The 17,913-nt window shown below is 60.4% G+C and carries 18 protein-coding genes and 1 other RNA gene; 4 read left to right on the top strand and 15 right to left on the bottom strand.

Translation table 11 applies throughout. The annotated features are described in order from the left end of the window. Positions 1–273 precede the first annotated feature (273 nt). The 9 genes from HMPREF2792_RS13415 to HMPREF2792_RS01455 form a co-directional block, all read right to left on the bottom strand. Positions 274–510 (bottom strand): amidohydrolase family protein, encoded by a 237-nt coding sequence (locus tag HMPREF2792_RS13415; RefSeq protein WP_369821985.1) that lies wholly within the window; start codon positions 508–510, stop codon positions 274–276. A 56-nt stretch (positions 511–566) separates the two neighbouring features. Continuing rightward, a complete protein-coding gene (locus HMPREF2792_RS01420; protein ID WP_070524652.1) occupies positions 567–1,322 on the bottom strand; it encodes an iron ABC transporter ATP-binding protein in 756 nt (251 codons plus the stop codon). Further along, positions 1,319–2,338: an iron chelate uptake ABC transporter family permease subunit gene (locus tag HMPREF2792_RS01425; RefSeq protein ID WP_070530293.1), complete on the bottom strand. Its 1,020-nt coding sequence runs from the start codon at positions 2,336–2,338 to the stop codon at positions 1,319–1,321. The genes HMPREF2792_RS01420 and HMPREF2792_RS01425 overlap by 4 nt, the downstream gene beginning before the upstream one ends. 35 nt (positions 2,339–2,373) lie before the next feature. Then, on the bottom strand, positions 2,374–3,375 hold the full coding sequence (locus HMPREF2792_RS01430; protein WP_070530296.1) for an ABC transporter permease: 1,002 nt from the start codon (positions 3,373–3,375) through the stop codon (positions 2,374–2,376). 35 nt (positions 3,376–3,410) lie between these two features. Further along, positions 3,411–4,442 (bottom strand): siderophore ABC transporter substrate-binding protein, encoded by a 1,032-nt coding sequence (locus HMPREF2792_RS01435; protein ID WP_070530298.1) that lies wholly within the window; start codon positions 4,440–4,442, stop codon positions 3,411–3,413. A gap of 171 nt (positions 4,443–4,613) precedes the next feature. Next, positions 4,614–5,966, bottom strand: a complete 1,353-nt coding sequence (locus HMPREF2792_RS01440; RefSeq protein WP_070530301.1) for a M20 family metallopeptidase — start codon at positions 5,964–5,966, stop codon at positions 4,614–4,616. Between the two features lie 4 nt (positions 5,967–5,970). Next, entirely contained in the window at positions 5,971–7,641 is a 1,671-nt protein-coding gene (locus tag HMPREF2792_RS01445) for an AbgT family transporter (RefSeq protein WP_070530303.1), read from the bottom strand. A 301-nt stretch (positions 7,642–7,942) separates the two neighbouring features. Further along, entirely contained in the window at positions 7,943–8,428 is a 486-nt protein-coding gene (locus HMPREF2792_RS01450) for a GNAT family N-acetyltransferase (RefSeq protein ID WP_070530305.1), read from the bottom strand. Between the two features lie 181 nt (positions 8,429–8,609). Beyond that, positions 8,610–9,260: a DJ-1/PfpI family protein gene (locus HMPREF2792_RS01455; RefSeq protein WP_070530307.1), complete on the bottom strand. Its 651-nt coding sequence runs from the start codon at positions 9,258–9,260 to the stop codon at positions 8,610–8,612. Between the two features lie 200 nt (positions 9,261–9,460). Between HMPREF2792_RS01455 and HMPREF2792_RS01460 the strand changes: the two genes are divergently transcribed. After that, positions 9,461–10,486: an LLM class flavin-dependent oxidoreductase gene (locus HMPREF2792_RS01460; RefSeq protein WP_070530309.1), complete on the top strand. Its 1,026-nt coding sequence runs from the start codon at positions 9,461–9,463 to the stop codon at positions 10,484–10,486. 101 nt (positions 10,487–10,587) lie between these two features. On the opposite strand, the gene ssrA is transcribed toward HMPREF2792_RS01460, so the two are convergent. Further along, positions 10,588–10,967, bottom strand: a transfer-messenger RNA (tmRNA) gene (gene ssrA / locus HMPREF2792_RS01465). A gap of 211 nt (positions 10,968–11,178) precedes the next feature. Here ssrA and HMPREF2792_RS01470 point away from each other — a divergent pair. After that, positions 11,179–12,450, top strand: a complete 1,272-nt coding sequence (locus HMPREF2792_RS01470) for an SLC5/6 family protein (protein WP_070530311.1) — start codon at positions 11,179–11,181, stop codon at positions 12,448–12,450. On the opposite strand, the gene HMPREF2792_RS01475 is transcribed toward HMPREF2792_RS01470, so the two are convergent. Genes HMPREF2792_RS01475 through prfB form a run of 5 tightly spaced genes read right to left on the bottom strand, consistent with a single transcriptional unit; the run spans position 12,447 to position 16,104 of the window. After that, positions 12,447–12,803, bottom strand: coding sequence for a DUF488 domain-containing protein (locus HMPREF2792_RS01475; protein WP_070530313.1), 357 nt, complete (start codon positions 12,801–12,803; stop codon positions 12,447–12,449). The genes HMPREF2792_RS01470 and HMPREF2792_RS01475 overlap by 4 nt on opposite strands. Before the next feature lie 10 nt (positions 12,804–12,813). Then, positions 12,814–13,317 carry an SsrA-binding protein SmpB gene (gene smpB, locus HMPREF2792_RS01480; RefSeq protein ID WP_010189093.1) on the bottom strand — a complete coding sequence of 168 codons (504 nt, stop codon included), beginning with the start codon at positions 13,315–13,317 and terminating at the stop codon, positions 12,814–12,816. 54 nt (positions 13,318–13,371) lie between these two features. After that, the gene (gene ftsX, locus HMPREF2792_RS01485; RefSeq protein ID WP_070530315.1) at positions 13,372–14,274 is read right to left on the bottom strand and encodes a permease-like cell division protein FtsX; all 903 of its coding nucleotides are present in this window, start codon (positions 14,272–14,274) and stop codon (positions 13,372–13,374) included. Then, positions 14,275–14,964, bottom strand: a complete 690-nt coding sequence (gene ftsE / locus HMPREF2792_RS01490) for a cell division ATP-binding protein FtsE (RefSeq protein ID WP_070530317.1) — start codon at positions 14,962–14,964, stop codon at positions 14,275–14,277. Positions 14,965–14,997: 33 nt separating this feature from the next. After that, the gene (gene prfB, locus HMPREF2792_RS01495; protein ID WP_070524678.1) at positions 14,998–16,104 is read right to left on the bottom strand and encodes a peptide chain release factor 2; all 1,107 of its coding nucleotides are present in this window, start codon (positions 16,102–16,104) and stop codon (positions 14,998–15,000) included. A gap of 69 nt (positions 16,105–16,173) precedes the next feature. Between prfB and HMPREF2792_RS01500 the strand changes: the two genes are divergently transcribed. Both HMPREF2792_RS01500 and hisN read left to right on the top strand, forming a co-directional pair. Next, positions 16,174–17,001 carry an inositol monophosphatase family protein gene (locus tag HMPREF2792_RS01500; protein ID WP_070524681.1) on the top strand — a complete coding sequence of 276 codons (828 nt, stop codon included), beginning with the start codon at positions 16,174–16,176 and terminating at the stop codon, positions 16,999–17,001. Then, positions 16,994–17,767: a histidinol-phosphatase gene (gene hisN / locus HMPREF2792_RS01505; protein ID WP_070530319.1), complete on the top strand. Its 774-nt coding sequence runs from the start codon at positions 16,994–16,996 to the stop codon at positions 17,765–17,767. Before HMPREF2792_RS01500 ends, hisN begins: the two co-directional genes overlap by 8 nt. Positions 17,768–17,913 lie beyond the last annotated feature (146 nt).

The following is a 17,913-nucleotide window of genomic DNA, read 5'->3' on the forward strand; positions in this document are numbered from 1 at the left end:
GGTGCGCCACATAGGGACGTCGCCAAGCAATGCGTCTAGCGCGTAGCCATGAGGTGTTCGCACCTATAGAAGCGCGCAGCGTTGTTGAAGAAAACGTCCTCGGCGTACTCCCCGCTACGTCCTTAATCAGTTCGAAGTCCGCCACGTCGAAAGAACGCTGTGCGCGTTGAGATGGAAGGTTCGTCCCTGCCATTAATGCAGAAGGCTCGGTAGCGACAATGCGCCGCATGACCGTCGCGGGCTCAAATGCGACTTGCCCGAAACCGGTAGCTTTCACTTTGACGCCCGATTCCACCAGGTCGAGCAGTTGCGGCCCGCACTTCCCCCGCGCTTAAAGTTGAAGCGAACTGCACGCACGCCCAACGAATCAAGCCGCTTGATCTCTTCGTCAGTGGCCCCTGCGGGAAGCTGCGTTACCTCAACAAAGTTGTCCAGCTGCGCCAAGGAGTCCTCTAAATATCCTTGGTCGGATCCCTGAAAGGATCCGGATACGACTGTCCCGGCAGTAATATCGAAGCCATGGGCTCGAGGCTCTCAACGCCCTTGCCGTAGTGGGTCCTCGTGTTTTAGTGATAGCAGGCCAAGAGCCCATCCGGTCCGTCGATGACCGTGATGGGAGTTTCAAAGATTGGAGTCAGGATGTCATCGCGCATGATGTCCTCCGGCCCACCGAAGGCAACGATGCTACCGTCCTTGGCCGCACAGATATAGTCGGCGTAGCGGGCAGCGAAGTTGATGTCGTGCAACACGATAATGATCGTGCGGCCGAATTCCTTGGCGGCCTTTCGCAGGTGCTTCATCATCTCGACCGAATGGGAAATGTCGAGGTTGTTGAGGGGTTCGTCGAGAAGCACGTAGTCCGTCTCCTGGCACAGCACCATCGCCACGTAGGCGCGCTGTCGCTGGCCGCCGGAGAGTTCATCGAGGTAGCGGTTCTCCAATTCGCCAAGGCGGAAGAAGTCAATGTAGCGCGAGACTACCTCTTCGTCTTCTGCAGTCAGTCGCCCCTTTGAGTAAGGGAACCGGCCGAAGCTCACCAGCTGGCGCACGGTCAGCTTGGTAATGAAGTGGTTTTCTTGGCGCAGGATGGAGAGGATCTTTGCCAGATCCTGCGATTTCGTGGAAGCGACGTCGTAGCCGGCGACCTCGATGGTGCCCTCGTCGACGTCGAGAAGCCGGCCAATCATCGTCAGCATCGTAGATTTGCCCGCGCCATTCGGACCGATGAGGGCCGTGATGCCACCGGAGGGGATCTCCAGATCGATGGGACCGATGTTGGTCTCACCGGAGTAGGACTTCGAGACATTGGAAAGCTTGATCACAGCTTGCCCTTTCGCAGAATGACCAGAAGGAAGACGCTACCGCCCACCAACTCAATGATGATGGAGACCACGCCCTGTGCGTAAAAGACGTGCTCCATCAGGAAGTAGGCGCCGGTGAGTACAGCGAAGGCGGTGGCAATAGCCATCGGGAAGAGGAAACGGTGGTCATAGGTCTCCGCCGCCTGGTAGGCCAACGTTGCTACGAGGAATCCGAGGAAGGTCATGGGCCCAACGAGCGCGGTGCTCGTGGCCATGAGGATAGAGACCAAAATCAGCGTGTAGATGGCGTTGACCTTGTGGTTAACGCCCAGGTTTGTGGCGGCATCTCTTCCTAATGCCAACACGTTGAGCTGACGGGAGTTGAGGAACATCAACAGTGTCACCGCAATGACCAGCGGAATCGCGATGGGATAGTACTCACTTTCCGCGTTATTAACGGAACCGAAAAGCCGCGCGGTGAGCACGTCAAACTCGCTGGGGGTGAGCATGCGCTGCATAAACGTTGCCAACGAGCCGAGGCCGCCGCCGATAATGATGCCCACGAGCAACATCGCATGCATGTTGTTGCGGCGGCTAGTCAGCAGCCACGAATACAGCACCACAGACAGCGCCACCATGAGCACAAGCTGCATGAGAAAGGTTCCCATGGTCCGCGCCTGAGTCAGGCCGGCAGCACCGAGGAAGAAGACCGTAGCCGTATTGATGGCCACGTACAGGGATTCAAAGCCCATGATGGAGGGCGTGAGGATTCGGTTGTTGGTCACCGTGTGGAAAGCCACCGTGGCGACTGCTTGGCACACGGCGACAACCGCCATGGCGGTCACCGCATCAGCGCGGCGACGCGCAATGAGCCACCACTTTCGGGTCCCAAAGTCCATGGGGTTGTCATAGGCCAAGAGGCCGAAGGCGAAGAGCAGCCCGGCGAAGATCAAAGCGCCGAGGATGATCCAGTACTTTCGCGCCGCAGCTGCAGACTGGAAGCTGCCCACGTTTCGCCGGGCTCGAGAAACCTGCACAGCTTCCTTCGTCGCTGGGATAGAGATACTCACACTCACTTGGTCGACCTCACGATCAAGACGACGAAAACGATAGCACCCACAACGCCCAGGATGACCGATACGGGCATCTCAAACGGGGCAATGATGATGCGGCCAATCAGGTCGCACAAGGTCACCGTGGCGATGCCGAGCAGGCAGACCCATGGAAGATTAGAACGCAGGTCATCGCCGCGCACCATGCTCACCACGTTGGGCACGATGAGGCCCAAGAAAGGCAGGGCGCCAACGACGACGGTGACCACGCCCGTCGCCACCGCGATGAGGCCGGTTCCCAGCAGGATCATCCGCTGGTAATTCAGGCCGATATTGGTGGCGATGTCCTCCCCTAGCCCGGCGACGGTGAGTTTATCCGCGTAGAAATACACCGCCAGCAAAACCAGCAGCACGATCCACAGGACTTCGTATTGCCCCTCATAGACAGAGGTAAAGGATCCCATGAACCAGATGCCGAGCTGCTGCAAGGTATCCGTCGCTAGCGCCACGTAGGACGATACCGCACTGACGACCGCGCCCAGCATGATGCCGATGATCGGCACGATGAGTGAAGAGCGCAACGCCACGCGGCGCAAGAACGCGAAGAACACCATGGTGCCCACAAATGCGAAGAGCACCGAAATGATCATCTTCACCAACACCGATGCGTGCGGGAAGAGGATAAGGGAAAAGAGTAGGCCTAACCCGGCCCACTCGGTGGTACCCGTCGTCGTGGGTTCCACGAAGCGGTTTTGAGTCAGCAGCTGCATAACCAAACCGCTCATTGCCATCGCAGCGCCCGCCAAGACGAGCGCTACGGTGCGCGGCACACGAGTGGTGAAGAACATGTCCCAGCCATCCTCGTTATCGAGGATGCTGTACTCGCCCGCCATGAGGGAAAGGAGGAGTAGCGCGACGACGCCAAGTACGCCGAGGCCCAGTTTCCAGGTCAGCACAGAACCGCGCGAACTGCGCTTGTTCGCGGCTGGCCGCTGGGACGCAGCGCTACTCTTCACCGTCACGTTGTGAATCTTCTCCTTCGCTAACGCAGAACTGTTTAGGCTTGGGCCTTCTCGAAGGCGTCGGCAAGCGCGTTCAAGATCTCGGTGTAGGTAATGATGGACTCATCAATGTAGGTGTCATTCGGCGCCACGTAAACGTTGCCGTCCTTTACCGCGCTCACGCTCTTCAGCGCCGCATTGTCCTTGACCAGCTTCTCACCCGGGGTGACCTGCTCGCCTTCCTTGGAAATGGCTGCATCACGATCCATAACGAGGATCCAATCCGGGTTGGACTGAGCAATCGCCTCGACGGAGATATCGTCACCCTCGTGGTCGTCAGATGCATTGTCGACCTCTAGGGCCGGGGTCAGGCCGAGCAAATCGAAGACCGGACCATACACGCGCCCAACACCGGGAGCGATGTAGCCGATTTCCCCACCGGAGGTATTCACGGCCATCACCTTCTGCTCAGGGTCATAGGCCTTCTTGGCACGCTCGGCTGCAGCGTCGAAGTCCGCGATGAGCTTTTCGGCGTCTTCCTCGTGGCCAAAGACCTGGCCCAGCGCCTCGGTGTGGCGCTTGAGCTCTTCGAAGAAGTCCTTGTCATCGCGCGGCTCGAAGTCAACAACTGGAACATCTTCGAGCAGCTTCTCGATGTCCTCCTGGTGCTGCTCGAAACGCTGGCCGTTCCACACCACGTCCGGCTCCGCTGCGACGAGGCTTTCCAGATCCGGTTCCTTATGGGAGCCCAGATCAACCTCGACGGTGTCCTTGTTGTAGGTATCACGCAGGGACTTCGGCACCAGCGGAAGCGGCGCGGCGGCAAGGTCGATATCCCACTGAGCCAGAACGGAGAAAGCGCGGTTATCCGTCACCGCGGGGTTCTCTACCGGCAGCGCGACCTCCTTCGAACCAAAGTTATCCTCCAGCGTAATCGTGGAGGAGTCCGCGGCTGCGGAGTTGGTCGGCTCAGCAGAATCCTGGGATTGGTTTGCGGAGCAACCCGTTAGAGCGAGCGCAGCCACGGAGAGGGTGGCGGCAACTTTGGTGACGGTCGCGCCTGCGGCACGGCGAGAAAGAGTAAACATAGTTTCCTTGCATATTAGGTGTGGCTAACCACAGCTGGCAAATAATGTCAGCGCATAACCTAACCTATGTAAGGCTTACCTTTCAAGCACACAATTGTTTCTTAATTCATCACGGGGGTACGCATACGCTGGGCGACGCCCCGTGACGTGCCATTACAAGAACGTGGCACGCTACCCCTTCTCCGCGATGAGATCGGTCACCGATACAGGCCCTTCTCTATCAAAGTCTTCCTGCGCCGCGCGGCGAAAGTCCGAGTCCGCCAAGAAATCTAGCGCTACTTGCGCCAACCCTGCAGCGGAATCGACAGCCGCATCCACCGCCTGCGGCGTGGCCGCCCAGCGGGCGAAGTCCTCGGTATGCAGGGCGACGTCGGCAGGCGAAACCTGCACCATCGGGTGCAAACCCGGAACTAGGTGGGAGACGTTGCCGAAGTCCGTCGAGGCAGCCACCGTATCCGGAACCGTCCCCGCCGGCAGCGCAGTGCGCCCCCGGCGCGCTTGCGTCGCCGTCCAGCGGTCCACCAGCGCCGCATTGTTGCGCACGGGCAGCGTCATCGGATGCTCGTCCCAATCCACATCCACCTCAACGCCGGCCATGAGCGCTGCCCCCTGGACGATGTCTTCCACCCTGGCGGACAGATCCATGAGCGTGCGCGTTCCCAACGAGCGCACGTAAATAGTCATCTCCGCCTCGCTCGGAATAATGGAAGGGCGATCGCCACCGCTCATGATGGCGTGCACGCGATCCGAAGGCGGCATCTGCTGCCGCATCAGACCAATGCCCTGGTAGGCCAAGCTCGCGGCGTCGAGGGCGTTGCGCCCCATGAAGGGCTGGGAGCTCGCATGTGCAGCCACACCACGAAATGTCACACGCAAGATGCGGCGGCCTACCCAGGCGTGCGCGCCGATGTCATAACCAAAGCCATGGATCATCACTGCGGCATCCACGCCGTCGAGGCTGCCTCCGCGAATCATGTATTCCTTGCCGGAATGACCTTCCTCCGCAGGGGTTCCCTGGAGAAGTATGCGGCCGGATAAGGAAGGGGTGGCGTCGTCCAGCACGGCAGTAGCCGCCAAGAATCCAGTAACACCCGCCGCGGCGATGACATTGTGCCCACACGCGTGCCCAATATGCGGCAGGGCATCATATTCCGCCAGGATGGCCACGGTGGGATGCTGCCCGGGATCGAAATCCGGGCTCTGCCACGAGGCTTCGAACGCGGTCTCCACACCATAGACCCCGCGGCGCGTGGAAAAACCATGCTCCTCCACGAGGTCCGCGAGTACCGCCATGGAGCGATGCTCCTCAAAAGCGGTTTCGGGGTGGGCGTGCAGATCCGCAACGATGTGCGCTGCCTGCTCCCGCAGGGCATCTGCCTGTGCGGCAGCAGCGTCCCAGAGCCGCGATTGGCCCGGGTAGTCCTCTCCGTGCTTTTCCGGTGGGGCGGCGGACGCCACGCGCTTGGCGACGCCCTCCTCCATCGCCTCCAAATACGCTGTCGACGGATTGTTGCGTTCGTCCATTCGATTAACCAATCATGACGTTGTTGCCCGGTCCCAGCGGAAGATCCACATAGAACCAGATGGCCAGCAGAATTGCCCAAGCGGTAAAGAACGGGATAACGAAGGGCACGAGGCGCGACATCAGTGTTCCCAGGCCCGCCCCGCGCTCATAGCGCTGGAGGAAGCCAAGCATGACGATCATGTACGGGTTCAGCGGGGTGATGATCTGGGTCGCGGAATCACCAACGCGGAACGCACCCTGAATGAAGGCCGGTTCATAACCCAGCAGGGCAAACATCGGAACGAAGACCGCTGCCATGAGCGTCCACATGGAAGAACCGGAAATGATCAGCAGGTTCAGGCAGGACGCGAGCGCAATGAAGGCGAAAATGGCTGGGAAGCCGGTAAGCCCGATGGATTCGAGGAAGGCCGCACCCTTCACAGCAGTGAAGGTACCGATACCGGTCCACGCAAAGAGCGCCACGAACTGACCCAGGATGAAGGCCAGAATAAGGAAGCTCATCATGTCTTTGAGAGCACCGATCATCATGTTCACGACGTCGGTGATCCCCTTGACCGTGCCGACAACCTTGCCGTAGACAACGCCGAGCACCAAGAAGTAGGCGAAAACGATGAAGACGATGGAATTCAGCAGCGGGGACTTGGGCAAGAAGCTGCCCTCCTCATTGCGCCACGGCGATTCTGGCAGAAGGACCGCGAAGAGGATGATGGCGGTGAGGATGACCGTGGCCACACCGGACCAGATGAGGCCCTTGGATTCGGCCGGACGCAGTTCAGCGGTGAGCTCCTCGCCGTTTTCATCGCGGTCACCACGCTCAGCGGCATCCTCGGGATCAATATCTTCCTCAGTGGGAACTTCCTGCTGCCACATGCGCGGCTCGATGACCTTGTCGATGATGAAACCAGCCAGCACACCCAGCACGATGGAGGAGGCCACGTTGAAGTAGTAATTCGACATGGCGTTAACCGGCGCGAAGTCGGTATTCGGCAGCGTCTCCATGACCGCGGTCGTAATACCGGCAAAGAGCGCATCCAAGGAAGTCGGCACCAAGGATGTGGAATAGCCAGCGCCCACGGCGGCGAAGCCACCAATCAGGCCAGCCACTGGGTGGCGGCCCGCGGCTTTGAAGACCATCGCCGCCAGCGGCGGGACGATGACGAAGGCGGCATCCGCCATGACCGAAGCGGTCACGCCGATGACGCCGACTGCATAGGGCAGCAGCCACGGCTTCGCAGAACCGAAGAGCTTACGGATGAGCGCCGAGAGCATGCCGGAGCGCTCCGCCACACCTACCGCCAGCATGATGGGAAGTACCGTCACCAGCGGCGGAAAGTTGATATAGTTCTCCCCCATTGTCGTGGTGAACCAGGTCAGCCCCTCACCGGTGAACAGGCCTTTAACTGGCTGAATTTCATCGCTACCGGGAATCTTAATTTCCACGCCCATCTTCGCCATGATGGTGGAAAGCACACCTGTGATCAGGAAGAGGATCAGGAAGATGGTGAAGGGCTCCGGCAGCTTGTTGCCGATGTATTCGACACCATTGAGGAACTTATCCAGCATTCCCCCGCTGGATTGCTGGCTCGATTTTTGCTCGGCCTTGGCGGGATTTGCTTTCGACTTCTCCGTGGTGCCGGCGCCGCCTTTCGGCGCCGTATTGGATGGGCTGTTCATGGGTACTCCTGTCGTAGGGGTCAGTCCCAGTGCTCCACGTCACACTATTGGGGAAAGGCTACCACGGGAATGTAACTTGGGTAACAAATATTTTCCTTCTTCGTCACATTTTCCCGGCCAGCCGTCCTCCGCTTTCGCCCCGCGCCCCTACACCCCTCACGGGATTCTCATTACGCTCACTGCAAATAGCGCCCCAAAATCGACGCCGTTTTTAGCCCCTTATCTACCGTGAACAACACTGAGAGGTGTCCATTAGCCCTGAGTTGGCAATGATGCTCGCTTTTCACGATTTTGTTGGAGACTATCTGCGCTCCCAACGGACTTCGCCGTCAACGACCTGTGCCGTGGGGCTCATCCCTGCATAGGCAGCGACATGCTGTGAGGCTAAGTGCTCGGGATGGATATGAGCGATGAGATGCGTAATGCCTCGCTCCGCAAGATAAGCGCTAAGCAGTTTCACGGCTTCCTTGGCGTATCCATGCCCCTGCCACTGTTTCCCAATCACCCATGCGATCTCCGTCGCATCACCGCTGCGGGGCACAGTCGCCTGGACGTAACCTATCGGTTGCTTACTCGAACCGAGGGTGACGATGAGATTGATCCATTCTTCGGTACCGTCGCTCGAGCCGCCTCGGGTTTGGAACGCGTACCGTCGCGCAAGCTCATCAGCAGAAGGCGGCTCACCACCCGTAAACGTGTACAGGGCACGGCTGGAAAGCACAGTAGCCATCTCGGTAGCATCCTCGACACGAAGCGGCCTTAAGTCGATAGGCATCTTTATCGCCATAGTTCACCACGCAAGATTTGATCAGTCACTAGAACATTAACGCTTCTGCTGACGACGAAGTTCCGAGCGCCCTCTCACCAAGAGCGCTTTTCACCCATCGCTACACTCACGGTAAATAGTGGCCCAAAATCGACCGTTTTTAGCACCTTATCTACCGTGAGCGTCGTCGGCTTCCCAGACGTCACTCCCCGCATTCAGCGTCGTCAACGCTCGAGGGCACCAGCCCGTTGAGCCGCGCGAAAGGATCCCACCCGCTGTCGCGGTGTGGCTCATATTCCGCAAAGTTGGCGGCATCGACGGCAGCCGCCTCCGAAATGAGCTCCGCAATGAGCGCGACCGTCATATCCATCCCCGCCGCCACGCCTGAGGAAGTCCACCGATTACGGTCCTGCACCCACCGCGCCTTGGGCTTCCAAGTCACGGACTCCCCGAAGGAGCTCGCCCACGCAAACGCACGCTTGTTGCTCGTCGCGGCGTAACCCTCCAAAAGCCCCGCTGCCGCCAAGACCGCAGAACCCGTGCACACGGAGGCAACCCACGGTGCTTGTGCACCCACCTCACGAAGCCACGCCAGAAAAGAAACGTCTTCCACGAGCCGCCGGGTTCCTTTGCCGCCAGGAACGAGGAGGGCGTCGGCCGGCTCAATCTGCCCATAAGAAATCGTCGGCACCACTTCCACGCCCTGTGAGCTAGCAACTGGCTCACCATCCGGCCCCGCAAAGGCAACCGTGACCTCGGGGACGGCCTGAAGCAGTTGGACGGGCCCGAAGACGTCGAGAAGCTCAAAGCCCTCAAACAAGACGACTGTGATGCGGAGAAGCTCGTTATTCATGCGACCATCCTAAAGCAGGCCGCATGGATACCGACGAGCATCTGGGACCCAGGTTCAATTCCCGGCGGCTTCGCACACGAAGAGGCCCCAGATAGAACGCTTTCTAACTGGGTTTTGGTGGACCAACCTTAGGCCGTGACAATCTGCGGATGGCACGCTACCCTATTTGTTGATACATCACCAATAGGAGTGTTTGACCAATGAAAGCATTCGGATTCTTAAGCTTTGGCCACTACACATTCGGACACCAGCGCGGCCCGTCCGCGGAAAAAGTCGCGAAGATTCACCTGGAAATCGCCCAGGCTGCAGATGAGATCGGTGTGAACAACGCGTCTTTCCGCGTCCACCACTTCGTACCACAAGCCTCAGCCCCGATGCCGCTGCTCGGCGCTGTCGCCGCCACCACCAAGAACATCGAGGTGGGCACCGGCGTGATCGACATGCGCTACGAAAACCCGCTCTACCTCGCCGAAGAGGCCGCATCCCTCTACCAGCTCTCCGGCGGCCGCGTGGCCTTGGGCGTCTCGCGCGGTGCCCCGGAAGTTGCCGAGCGCGGTTGGGAGGCTTTCGGCTACAAGGGAGAGGCCCCCAACGGCGCGGACGTGGCGCGCGCCCACCTCGAGGCGTTCATGGCCGCGGTAGACGGCAACGGTTTTGCCACCGCCGCACCCCTAGACCGCCAGTACCCTAATATGTTCCAGCCCGGCTCCGCCCTCCCCGTCTTCCCCATGGCACCGGAGCTGCGCAAGCACATCTTCTATGGCTCCGGCACCCACGCGTCGGCGGAGCAGACTTCCAAGGACGGGCTGAACCTGATGTCTTCCACCTTGGTTTCCGAGACCACCGCCGCGACCTTGGGTGAGATCCAGGCAGACCAGATCAGCCGCTACCGTGCTGCCTGGAAGGAAGCGGGCCACGACTGGGCCCCGCGCGCGTCCGTCTCCCGCTCCATCTTCCCCATCGTGGACGGCGCCGATATGCAGCGATTCGGCATGCAGGCCTCCGGCTCCGACCAAGTGGGCATGCTGCCCGACGTCGGTGCGTCCACCTTCGGCCGCACCTATGCCGCCGAGCCCGACAAGCTCATCGAGCAGCTCAAGGCCGACCCGGCCGTCATGTCCGCCGACACCCTACTGATCACCATCCCGACCGGCATGGGCGTGGACGTCAACGTGAAGATTCTCGAAAGCTTCGCCACCCATATCGCCCCTGCGCTGGGCTGGTAGCCAAACACTGAGGGCCCGGTCACCGGTTACCCGATCGGTTAATCCACCCCCTTCACACAAGAAACCCGCTGGCCGTTATGACCAGCGGGTTTCTTGCTCTTCAGTGGAGCCGCCGGGAATTGAACCCGGGTCCTTCGTCACCTCGCCAGGGCTTCTCCGTGCGCAGTCTGCACAGGATCTCTACTCGGCCCTCCGGCTCGGGCAAACTCGCTCCGGATGATGGGCCCAGTTGCTCTAGAAGTCCCCAACCGGCCGAACAACAAACCGGTCAGGCAAGTTCCCTAGTCGATGCCAGGATCTAGGTCAGGAACCAAACCTAGGCTGACAGACACGCGTCGCTGAAATTAGGCAGCGAGGGCGTAGTCACGCTGAGAGTTCTTCTCTGCGTTTATTGGTTGCTACGACGCTTAACGGTGGTCTCTAGCCTGCACCGGCACGCTTCCCCTGGCTCAATGTACGAAGTCGAAACCATGTCGACCCCTCGATTACACATTGCTGTGAAAGCTGCGCAGCACGCGCCTTTGCGCGCCCTACGGTTCGTTCAACGCTACTGCACCCGCCCCTATTCCCGCAAGCTTCACCCCAGGCCACATGAGGCATAGCTTTCATAAGCACCCCCTTGTGATTAACATCAACTTAAACGCTGTTAAGGTGTGTGAGTCCTATTCACCTACTTTGTTAAAGGCTGCAAAGTGAGCGCAACCACCGAAACCTCTAGCTCCCAAGAAACCGCCCACCATCAAGCGAGCAATACCGAATGGGCCATCTCCCTCTTTGGTACCGCCGTGGGCGCCGGCATTTTGTTCCTTCCCATCAACGCCGGCAGCTTCGGCTTCTGGCCGCTACTCGTGGCAACCATCCTGATCGGCCCGATGACGTACTTCTCCCACCGCGGGCTCGCCCGCATGATTTGTGCGTCGCCACGCCAGGGTGAGGACATCACCGCGGTGGTCACGGACTACTTCGGCAAAAGCGCAGGATTTATCATCTCGGTGGTTTATTTCTGCGCAATTTTCCCCATCGTCCTCATTTATGGCGTTTCGATCACCAATACGGTTGATAGTTTCATCGTCAACCAGCTACACGGGCCCTCGGTTCCGCGTCCTCTATTGTCGTTCCTCCTCGTGGGCATCATGACCATCGTCTTCACCTTTGGCCAACGCATGGTGCTCGCCGTCACGCAGTTCCTGGTGTATCCGCTGATCTTCTGTCTCGGCGCGCTGTCCATTTATCTCATCCCGCGCTGGGATATCGCCTCCTTCATGGAAGTTGGCAACAATGATTGGCGCGTCGTCGGTGCTGTCGCCCTCATCATCCCCGTGTTGGTTTTCTCCTTTAACCACTCCCCCGCCATCTCTCAGTTTTCCTTGGCTATGGTCGCTGCACACGGCCGCGAGAAGAGCTCCGAGAATGCGTCGCGCGCGCTGGCGCTGACAGCGATTCTGCTCACCGTGTTCACCATGTTCTTCGTGTGGTCGTGCACCCTCACGCTCGGTGCAGACGGGCTCGCGGAGGCCCGCGAGCAGAACCTGCCGGTCTTGTCCTACTTGGCCAACGTCACCGGCGTTCCGGTCTTGGCCTTCCTTTCCCCCATCATCGCGATGATCGCCATCATCTCCTCCTACTTCGGCCACGTGTTGGGGGCCACCGAGGGCGGCAACTTCCTGCTGCGCAGCGCCGCACCGCACGCTACGGCGAAGCTCTCGGAAAAGCAGCTCAATTCCATCATGCACGGCATCATCTTCGTGGCCGCGTGGGTTGTCGCGATCATCGATCCATCGATCCTGGGGCTTATCGAAGCCATCGGTGGCCCCTTCATCGCCTCGATCCTCTACCTGCTGCCGATGTATGCCATCCACCGCATCGATGCTCTCAAGCAATTCCGCGGCCGCCCCAGCAACGTGTTCGTCGTCGTCACGGGCCTCATTGCCGTGGGCGCGACTGTGTGGAGCCTCATCGGCTAGCGTTCCTCCAACCACGCCTTCAGCACAGTGGCGTGGTTAACCTCGCGATCCTTGGCGGCGAAGAGGAGGGTGACGTCGCCAAGCTCTGCAAGGTGGCGCAGTTGCTCCAGTTCCTCGCTGTCATTCGCGTCGAGCTCCGCGCGGTAGCGCCGCGCAAACTCTTCGAAGGCATCGGCGTCGTGGCCCCACCACTTACGCAACTCCGGACTGGGCGCGACATCCTTGAACCAGTGCTCATAAGGGAGGCGATCCTTGGCCACGCCACGGGGCCAGAGCTTATCGACGAGCACCGCTACCCCACGCGGTTCCTCGTCACCCCGAATAATGTCATGTACCTTGGCCGTGTAAATCATGGCTCCCAGGTTAGGCGTTGATCCCCTTGACGCGCCGGCCCAGCTCGCGAGTGATGTCGCGGTCCTGGTCACGGCGCTTAATTGCTTCACGCTTGTCATAGTCCTGTTTACCCTTGGCCAAGCCGAGCTCGCACTTGGCGCGGCCGTCCTTCAGGTAGACCTTGAGCGGGATCAGCGTCTTGTTGCCGTCGCGCACCTGCCCCATGAGTTTGTCTATCTCCCGGCGGTGCAACAGCAGCTTGCGCGTGCGCTTGGGCGAGTGATTCGTCCACGAGCCCTGGGAGTACTCCGGGATGTGGAGATTGCGGATGTAGACCTCGCCGTCGTCGATAGTGGCGAAGGCATCCGCCAGGGAAATCTTGCCTTCGCGCATCGACTTAATCTCGGTGCCCACGAGCACCATGCCGCATTCCAGAGTGTCGAGGATGGTGTAGTCGTGGCGGGCACGTCGGTTGGTGGCCAGGGTCGAGTTATTGTCGACGGCCGCCTTTTTCTTCTTTGCCTTCTTCGCCATAGTTCGGACTATATTACGCTACTGCCAGGCACAACCCACAACAGGCCTGTTGGCCTATGTCCGCACGTAAGCGCGCATGGTCACCTGCGCGGTCAGCGCAGCGCACAGAATCGCCACGAGCCCCACGATGGGCAGAGCCGTCCAGACGTCCCCAGAGGTCACCGGGGCCAGCAGCTGATTGTGGTACAGGTCCTTCAACGCAGGATCGATCACGGTGTTCTTTCCCACGATGACGCCCACCCCGGCGAGGACGACGCCGCCGACAGCACCGAGGACCGCTTCCATAATGAAAGGCGCGTGAGTAACCCACCGCGAGGCGCCAACAATGCGCATAATCGCGGTCTCTCGCTGACGCTGATAGGCGGCGATCTGCACCATGTTCGCAATCAACATGATGGCTGCGAGCGCCATGACCGCGGCAAGGATGAAGGTGGCATTCCGGATGGCATCCAAGTTGCCAGCGGCGCTGCGAACCTCCTCTTGCTGGTCGACGATGTCGCTAACAGCGGGGTCGGAAGCGATGGCGTCGATAGGCGCGGTATCCGTCGGATCCTTCAACCGCACGTGGAAGGCAGCCGGCAGCGCATCCGGGGAGGTTTCCTCAACCATGACCGGATCGGTGTCCTTGAACAGCTCCACGAAGCGCTGATAGGAATCCTCGCGGTTGCGGTAGCTCACGGACTCAATGTCCTCATCCGCTTCCAGTTTCTTCTTCAGCCCGGCACACGCGGCATCCTTACAGTCCGGATCGTTGGCTGAAATCTCCTCATTGAGCTGGACCATGACCTCGACACGCTCGAGGTAGATGTCCTTGGTGTCATTGGTCATCTGGGTGACCAAGACGCCGGCCACTACCAACGCCACCGAAATGGCGGTGGTAATCACCATGGCGATAGTCATGGTGATGTTGCGCCCGAGCCCCTTAAAGGCTTCCCTGAAAACAAAGCCTAGATTCACCTAGACCGCCTCCCCGTACATTGCATTCTTCTCGTCACGCACGAGCGTGCCGTTGTGCAGCTCGATGACGCGCTGGCGGGCCTCGTTGACCGCGCGCGCGTTGTGCGTCGACATCACCACGGTGGTTCCGCGGCGATTGATCTTGGTGAGCAAGGCCATGATCTCCGCGGCAGTGGAGGGATCGAGGTTGCCCGTGGGTTCGTCGGCAAGCAGCAGCTTGGGGCGGTTGACAAAGGCCCTCGCAATCGCCACGCGCTGCTGCTCACCGCCGGAAAGCTCGTGCGGCATGCGATGCTGCTTGGCGCCTAGGCCGACCATGTCGAGGACCTCGGGCACTTGCTTGGCAATCCGCGCCTTGCGTTTGCCAATGACCTCGAGGGCAAAGGCGACGTTGTCGTAGACGTTGAGCTTGGGCAGAAGCCGGAAATCCTGGAAGACGTAGCCGATGGATTGGCGCAGGCTATTGACCTCGCGGCCTTTCAACGTGTTGACGTGGAAGTCCCCGAAGTAAATGTCTCCCGAGCTCACATTGGTTTCGCGCACCATGAGCTGGAGGAAGGTCGACTTGCCGGAGCCGGACGGGCCGATGAGGAAGACGAATTCGCCGTCCTCAATCTCAAAGGACACGTTGTCCAGAGCGGGCCTAGTGGAGGTCGGATAGACCTTGGACACATTCTCGAAAGTGATCACTTAAGCCACATTAGCAACATTTGCCACTCGGGCCTAGGCCTCCTGCTGCGCCATGCGCCACCGGATTCCGGATTCCAGGAAGCCATCGATATCTCCGTCCAAGACCTTGGAGGGATCCCCTACCTCGTAATTCGTCCGCAGATCCTTGACCATCTGGTACGGATGCAGCACATAGGAGCGCATCTGGTTGCCCCAGGATGCATTGCCACCGGCGCCCAGCGCATCAAGCTCCGCTCGCTCTTCCTGACGCTTGCGCTCCAACAACTTCGCTTGCAGCACGCGCATGGCAGAAGCCTTGTTCTGGATCTGGGACTTCTCGTTCTGACAGGTCACCACGATGCCCGTCGGGATGTGTGTCAGGCGCACCGCCGAGTCCGTCGTATTCACGGACTGACCACCAGGACCCGAAGAGCGGTAGACATCCACGCGCACCTCCGAATCCGGAACCTCGATGGAGTCGGTCTGCTCCACCACCGGCAGCACCTCCACCTCCGCAAAGGAGGTCTGGCGGCGGCCTTGGTTATCAAAAGGCGAGATGCGCACGAGGCGGTGCGCACCCTGCTCCACGGAAAGCTGGCCATACATGTATTCGCCGTGCACCACGAAGGTGGCGGACTTGATGCCGGCCTCTTCGGCATAGGAAATGTCATAGACATCGACCTTATGTCCGTGCTTTTCCGCCCAGCGCGTGTACATGCGCATGAGCATCTCCGCCCAGTCCGCCGCATCCACGCCACCCGCGCCGGAGCGGATGTTGATGACGGCCTCGCGCTCGTCATACTCTCCGGAGAGCATCGTGGTTACCTCGAGCGCCTCGATGGCCGCGCCAAGCTCTTTCAGTTCTGTGTCCACGAGTTCCTTGGAGGCCTCATCGCCCTCCTCCTCCGCTAGTTCGGACATGACCGGAAGGTCCTCGATCCGCCCCCGCAGGGAATTCAGCTTGCGCAGTTTTGCCTGCTGCGCTGAGAGCTCCGAGGTCACCTTCTGCGCATGGTCTGGGTCGTCCCACAGCGACGGATCCCCCGCCTGAGCCTCGAGTTCGCGCACGCGCTCGGACACCGCCTCCGGGTCCATCACCTTTTCAATGGAGGTCAAAGTGGCGCTGAGTTCCTCAAGACGAGCTGTTTGTTCCGGACGCATAACCCCCTACTTTACTTATTCTTTCTCCCTAATTAGCCATCGGCCGCGTTTAGCGCGACAATAGGCGGCATGAGTGACCAGCCAAGCCTCACCGAGATGATCGATGCCATCATCAAAACCTTCATCGTCGCCCACGCGGACGATACCGATGCCCACCTAGCACAGGCCCTTGTCTATAACGCAGGCCGCCTGGCCTGGCGCCTGCGCGAGCAGGGTGTCGACGTAGAGCAAAAGACCTCCGTCTCCGATGTCGTCACCGACGCGGACTTCGCCGCCGAGCGTTTCGTCGCCGGCGTGCTCGAAGCCCTGCGCGGCGAGGACGGCATCGTGGGCGAGGAGGGCGCCAACCGCGACTCGGCCTCCGGCCGGACCTGGGTCATCGATCCCGTCGATGGCACCTACAACTTCGCCTCGGGCGCCGATTACTGGTGCTCTGCGCTCGCGCTTGTCGACGCTGAAGGAGTCATCCTCGGCGCCGTCCACCGCCCCGCCATGGGCTACACGTGGTTTGGTGGCCGTGACTTCCCCACCAGCCTGGATGGCAAGGACGTCACCAAGCTCACCGACGCCCCCGCCGACAAGCTGTGCTTGTCGACGTACCTGCACCCCACCTCCATCACGGATCCCGCCATCGCCTCCGCTTGGGAGAAGGTGGCCCCGCACTTTGCCACCGTGCGCATGCTAGGCGCAGGGTCCGTGGACCTCTCCTGCGTGGCGGATGGCACGTGGGGAGCATGGATGCAGCATTCCGTGAAGGATTGGGATTGGTATCCGGGCCAAGCGCTGGTGCTCGCGGCAGGCGGCGCGGCGCGCAAGGTTGAAGCCGGCGGTGTGGAATGGTGTATCGCGGGCAATAAACAGGTAGTTGATCAGATGGAGGAATGGCTCCGTGGGTAAGTACAAAGAAGACCTCGGCTTGGCCTTGGAGATGGCCGGGCATGCGGATGCCATCACGATGCACCGCTTTGAGGCAGCAGATCTGTCCGTCAAGGAGAAGCCGGACATGACTCCGGTATGCGACGCCGACCTGGCCTGCGAAAAGGCCATCCGCGAGGCGCTGAAACGCTCGCGCCCGCGCGATGAAGTTCTGGGCGAAGAATTCGGCGGCGAGGCCTGCTTCGAGGGCCGCCAGTGGGTCATCGATCCTATCGATGGCACGAAGAATTTCGTGCGCGGCGTCCCCGTCTGGGCCACGCTGATCTCACTACTGGAGGACGGCGAGCCGGTGGTTTCCGTCATTTCTGCCCCGGCCCTGCGCCGCCGCTGGTATGCGGCCAAGGGGGGCGGCGCCTACCGCGTCTTCGGCGGGGAACCCAAGCGCCTACGCGTCTCCGAGGTCTCCGACGTGGCGGATGCCTCCCTTGCTATGAGTTCCTTGTCCGGTTGGGGCTCAAACCGCGATGCTTTCGTGTCCTTGACGGACAAGGTTTGGCGTCTGCGCGGCTACGGCGACTTCTGGAATTACTGCCTCGTGGCCGAGGGTGCCGTCGACATCGCCGCCGAACCCGAGGTCTCCTTGTGGGACTTGGCCGCCCCGGCGCTCCTCGTCACCGAGGCCGGTGGCCGCTTCACCAACGTTCGCGGTGAAGATGGGCCCCACGGCGGCTCAGCGCTTGCCTCCAACGGCAAGCTTCATGGCGTCGCCCTCTCCGCCCTCTCCTAACTCCCCTGCGGCACCGCAGCGCCGCACGCCAGCGTCATTCCCCAGCGTCGCGCCCGGTGACGCTTCGATCAAATAGTGCCCCAGATCTTTAAAGATCTGGGGCACTATTTGTTAGAAACGTACTCTCCCGGCCACGCGCCCACGGC

It is taken from the genome of Corynebacterium sp. HMSC068H04 (genome assembly GCF_001811255.1).
GTDB classification, from domain to species: Bacteria; Actinomycetota; Actinomycetes; order Mycobacteriales; family Mycobacteriaceae; genus Corynebacterium; species Corynebacterium hesseae.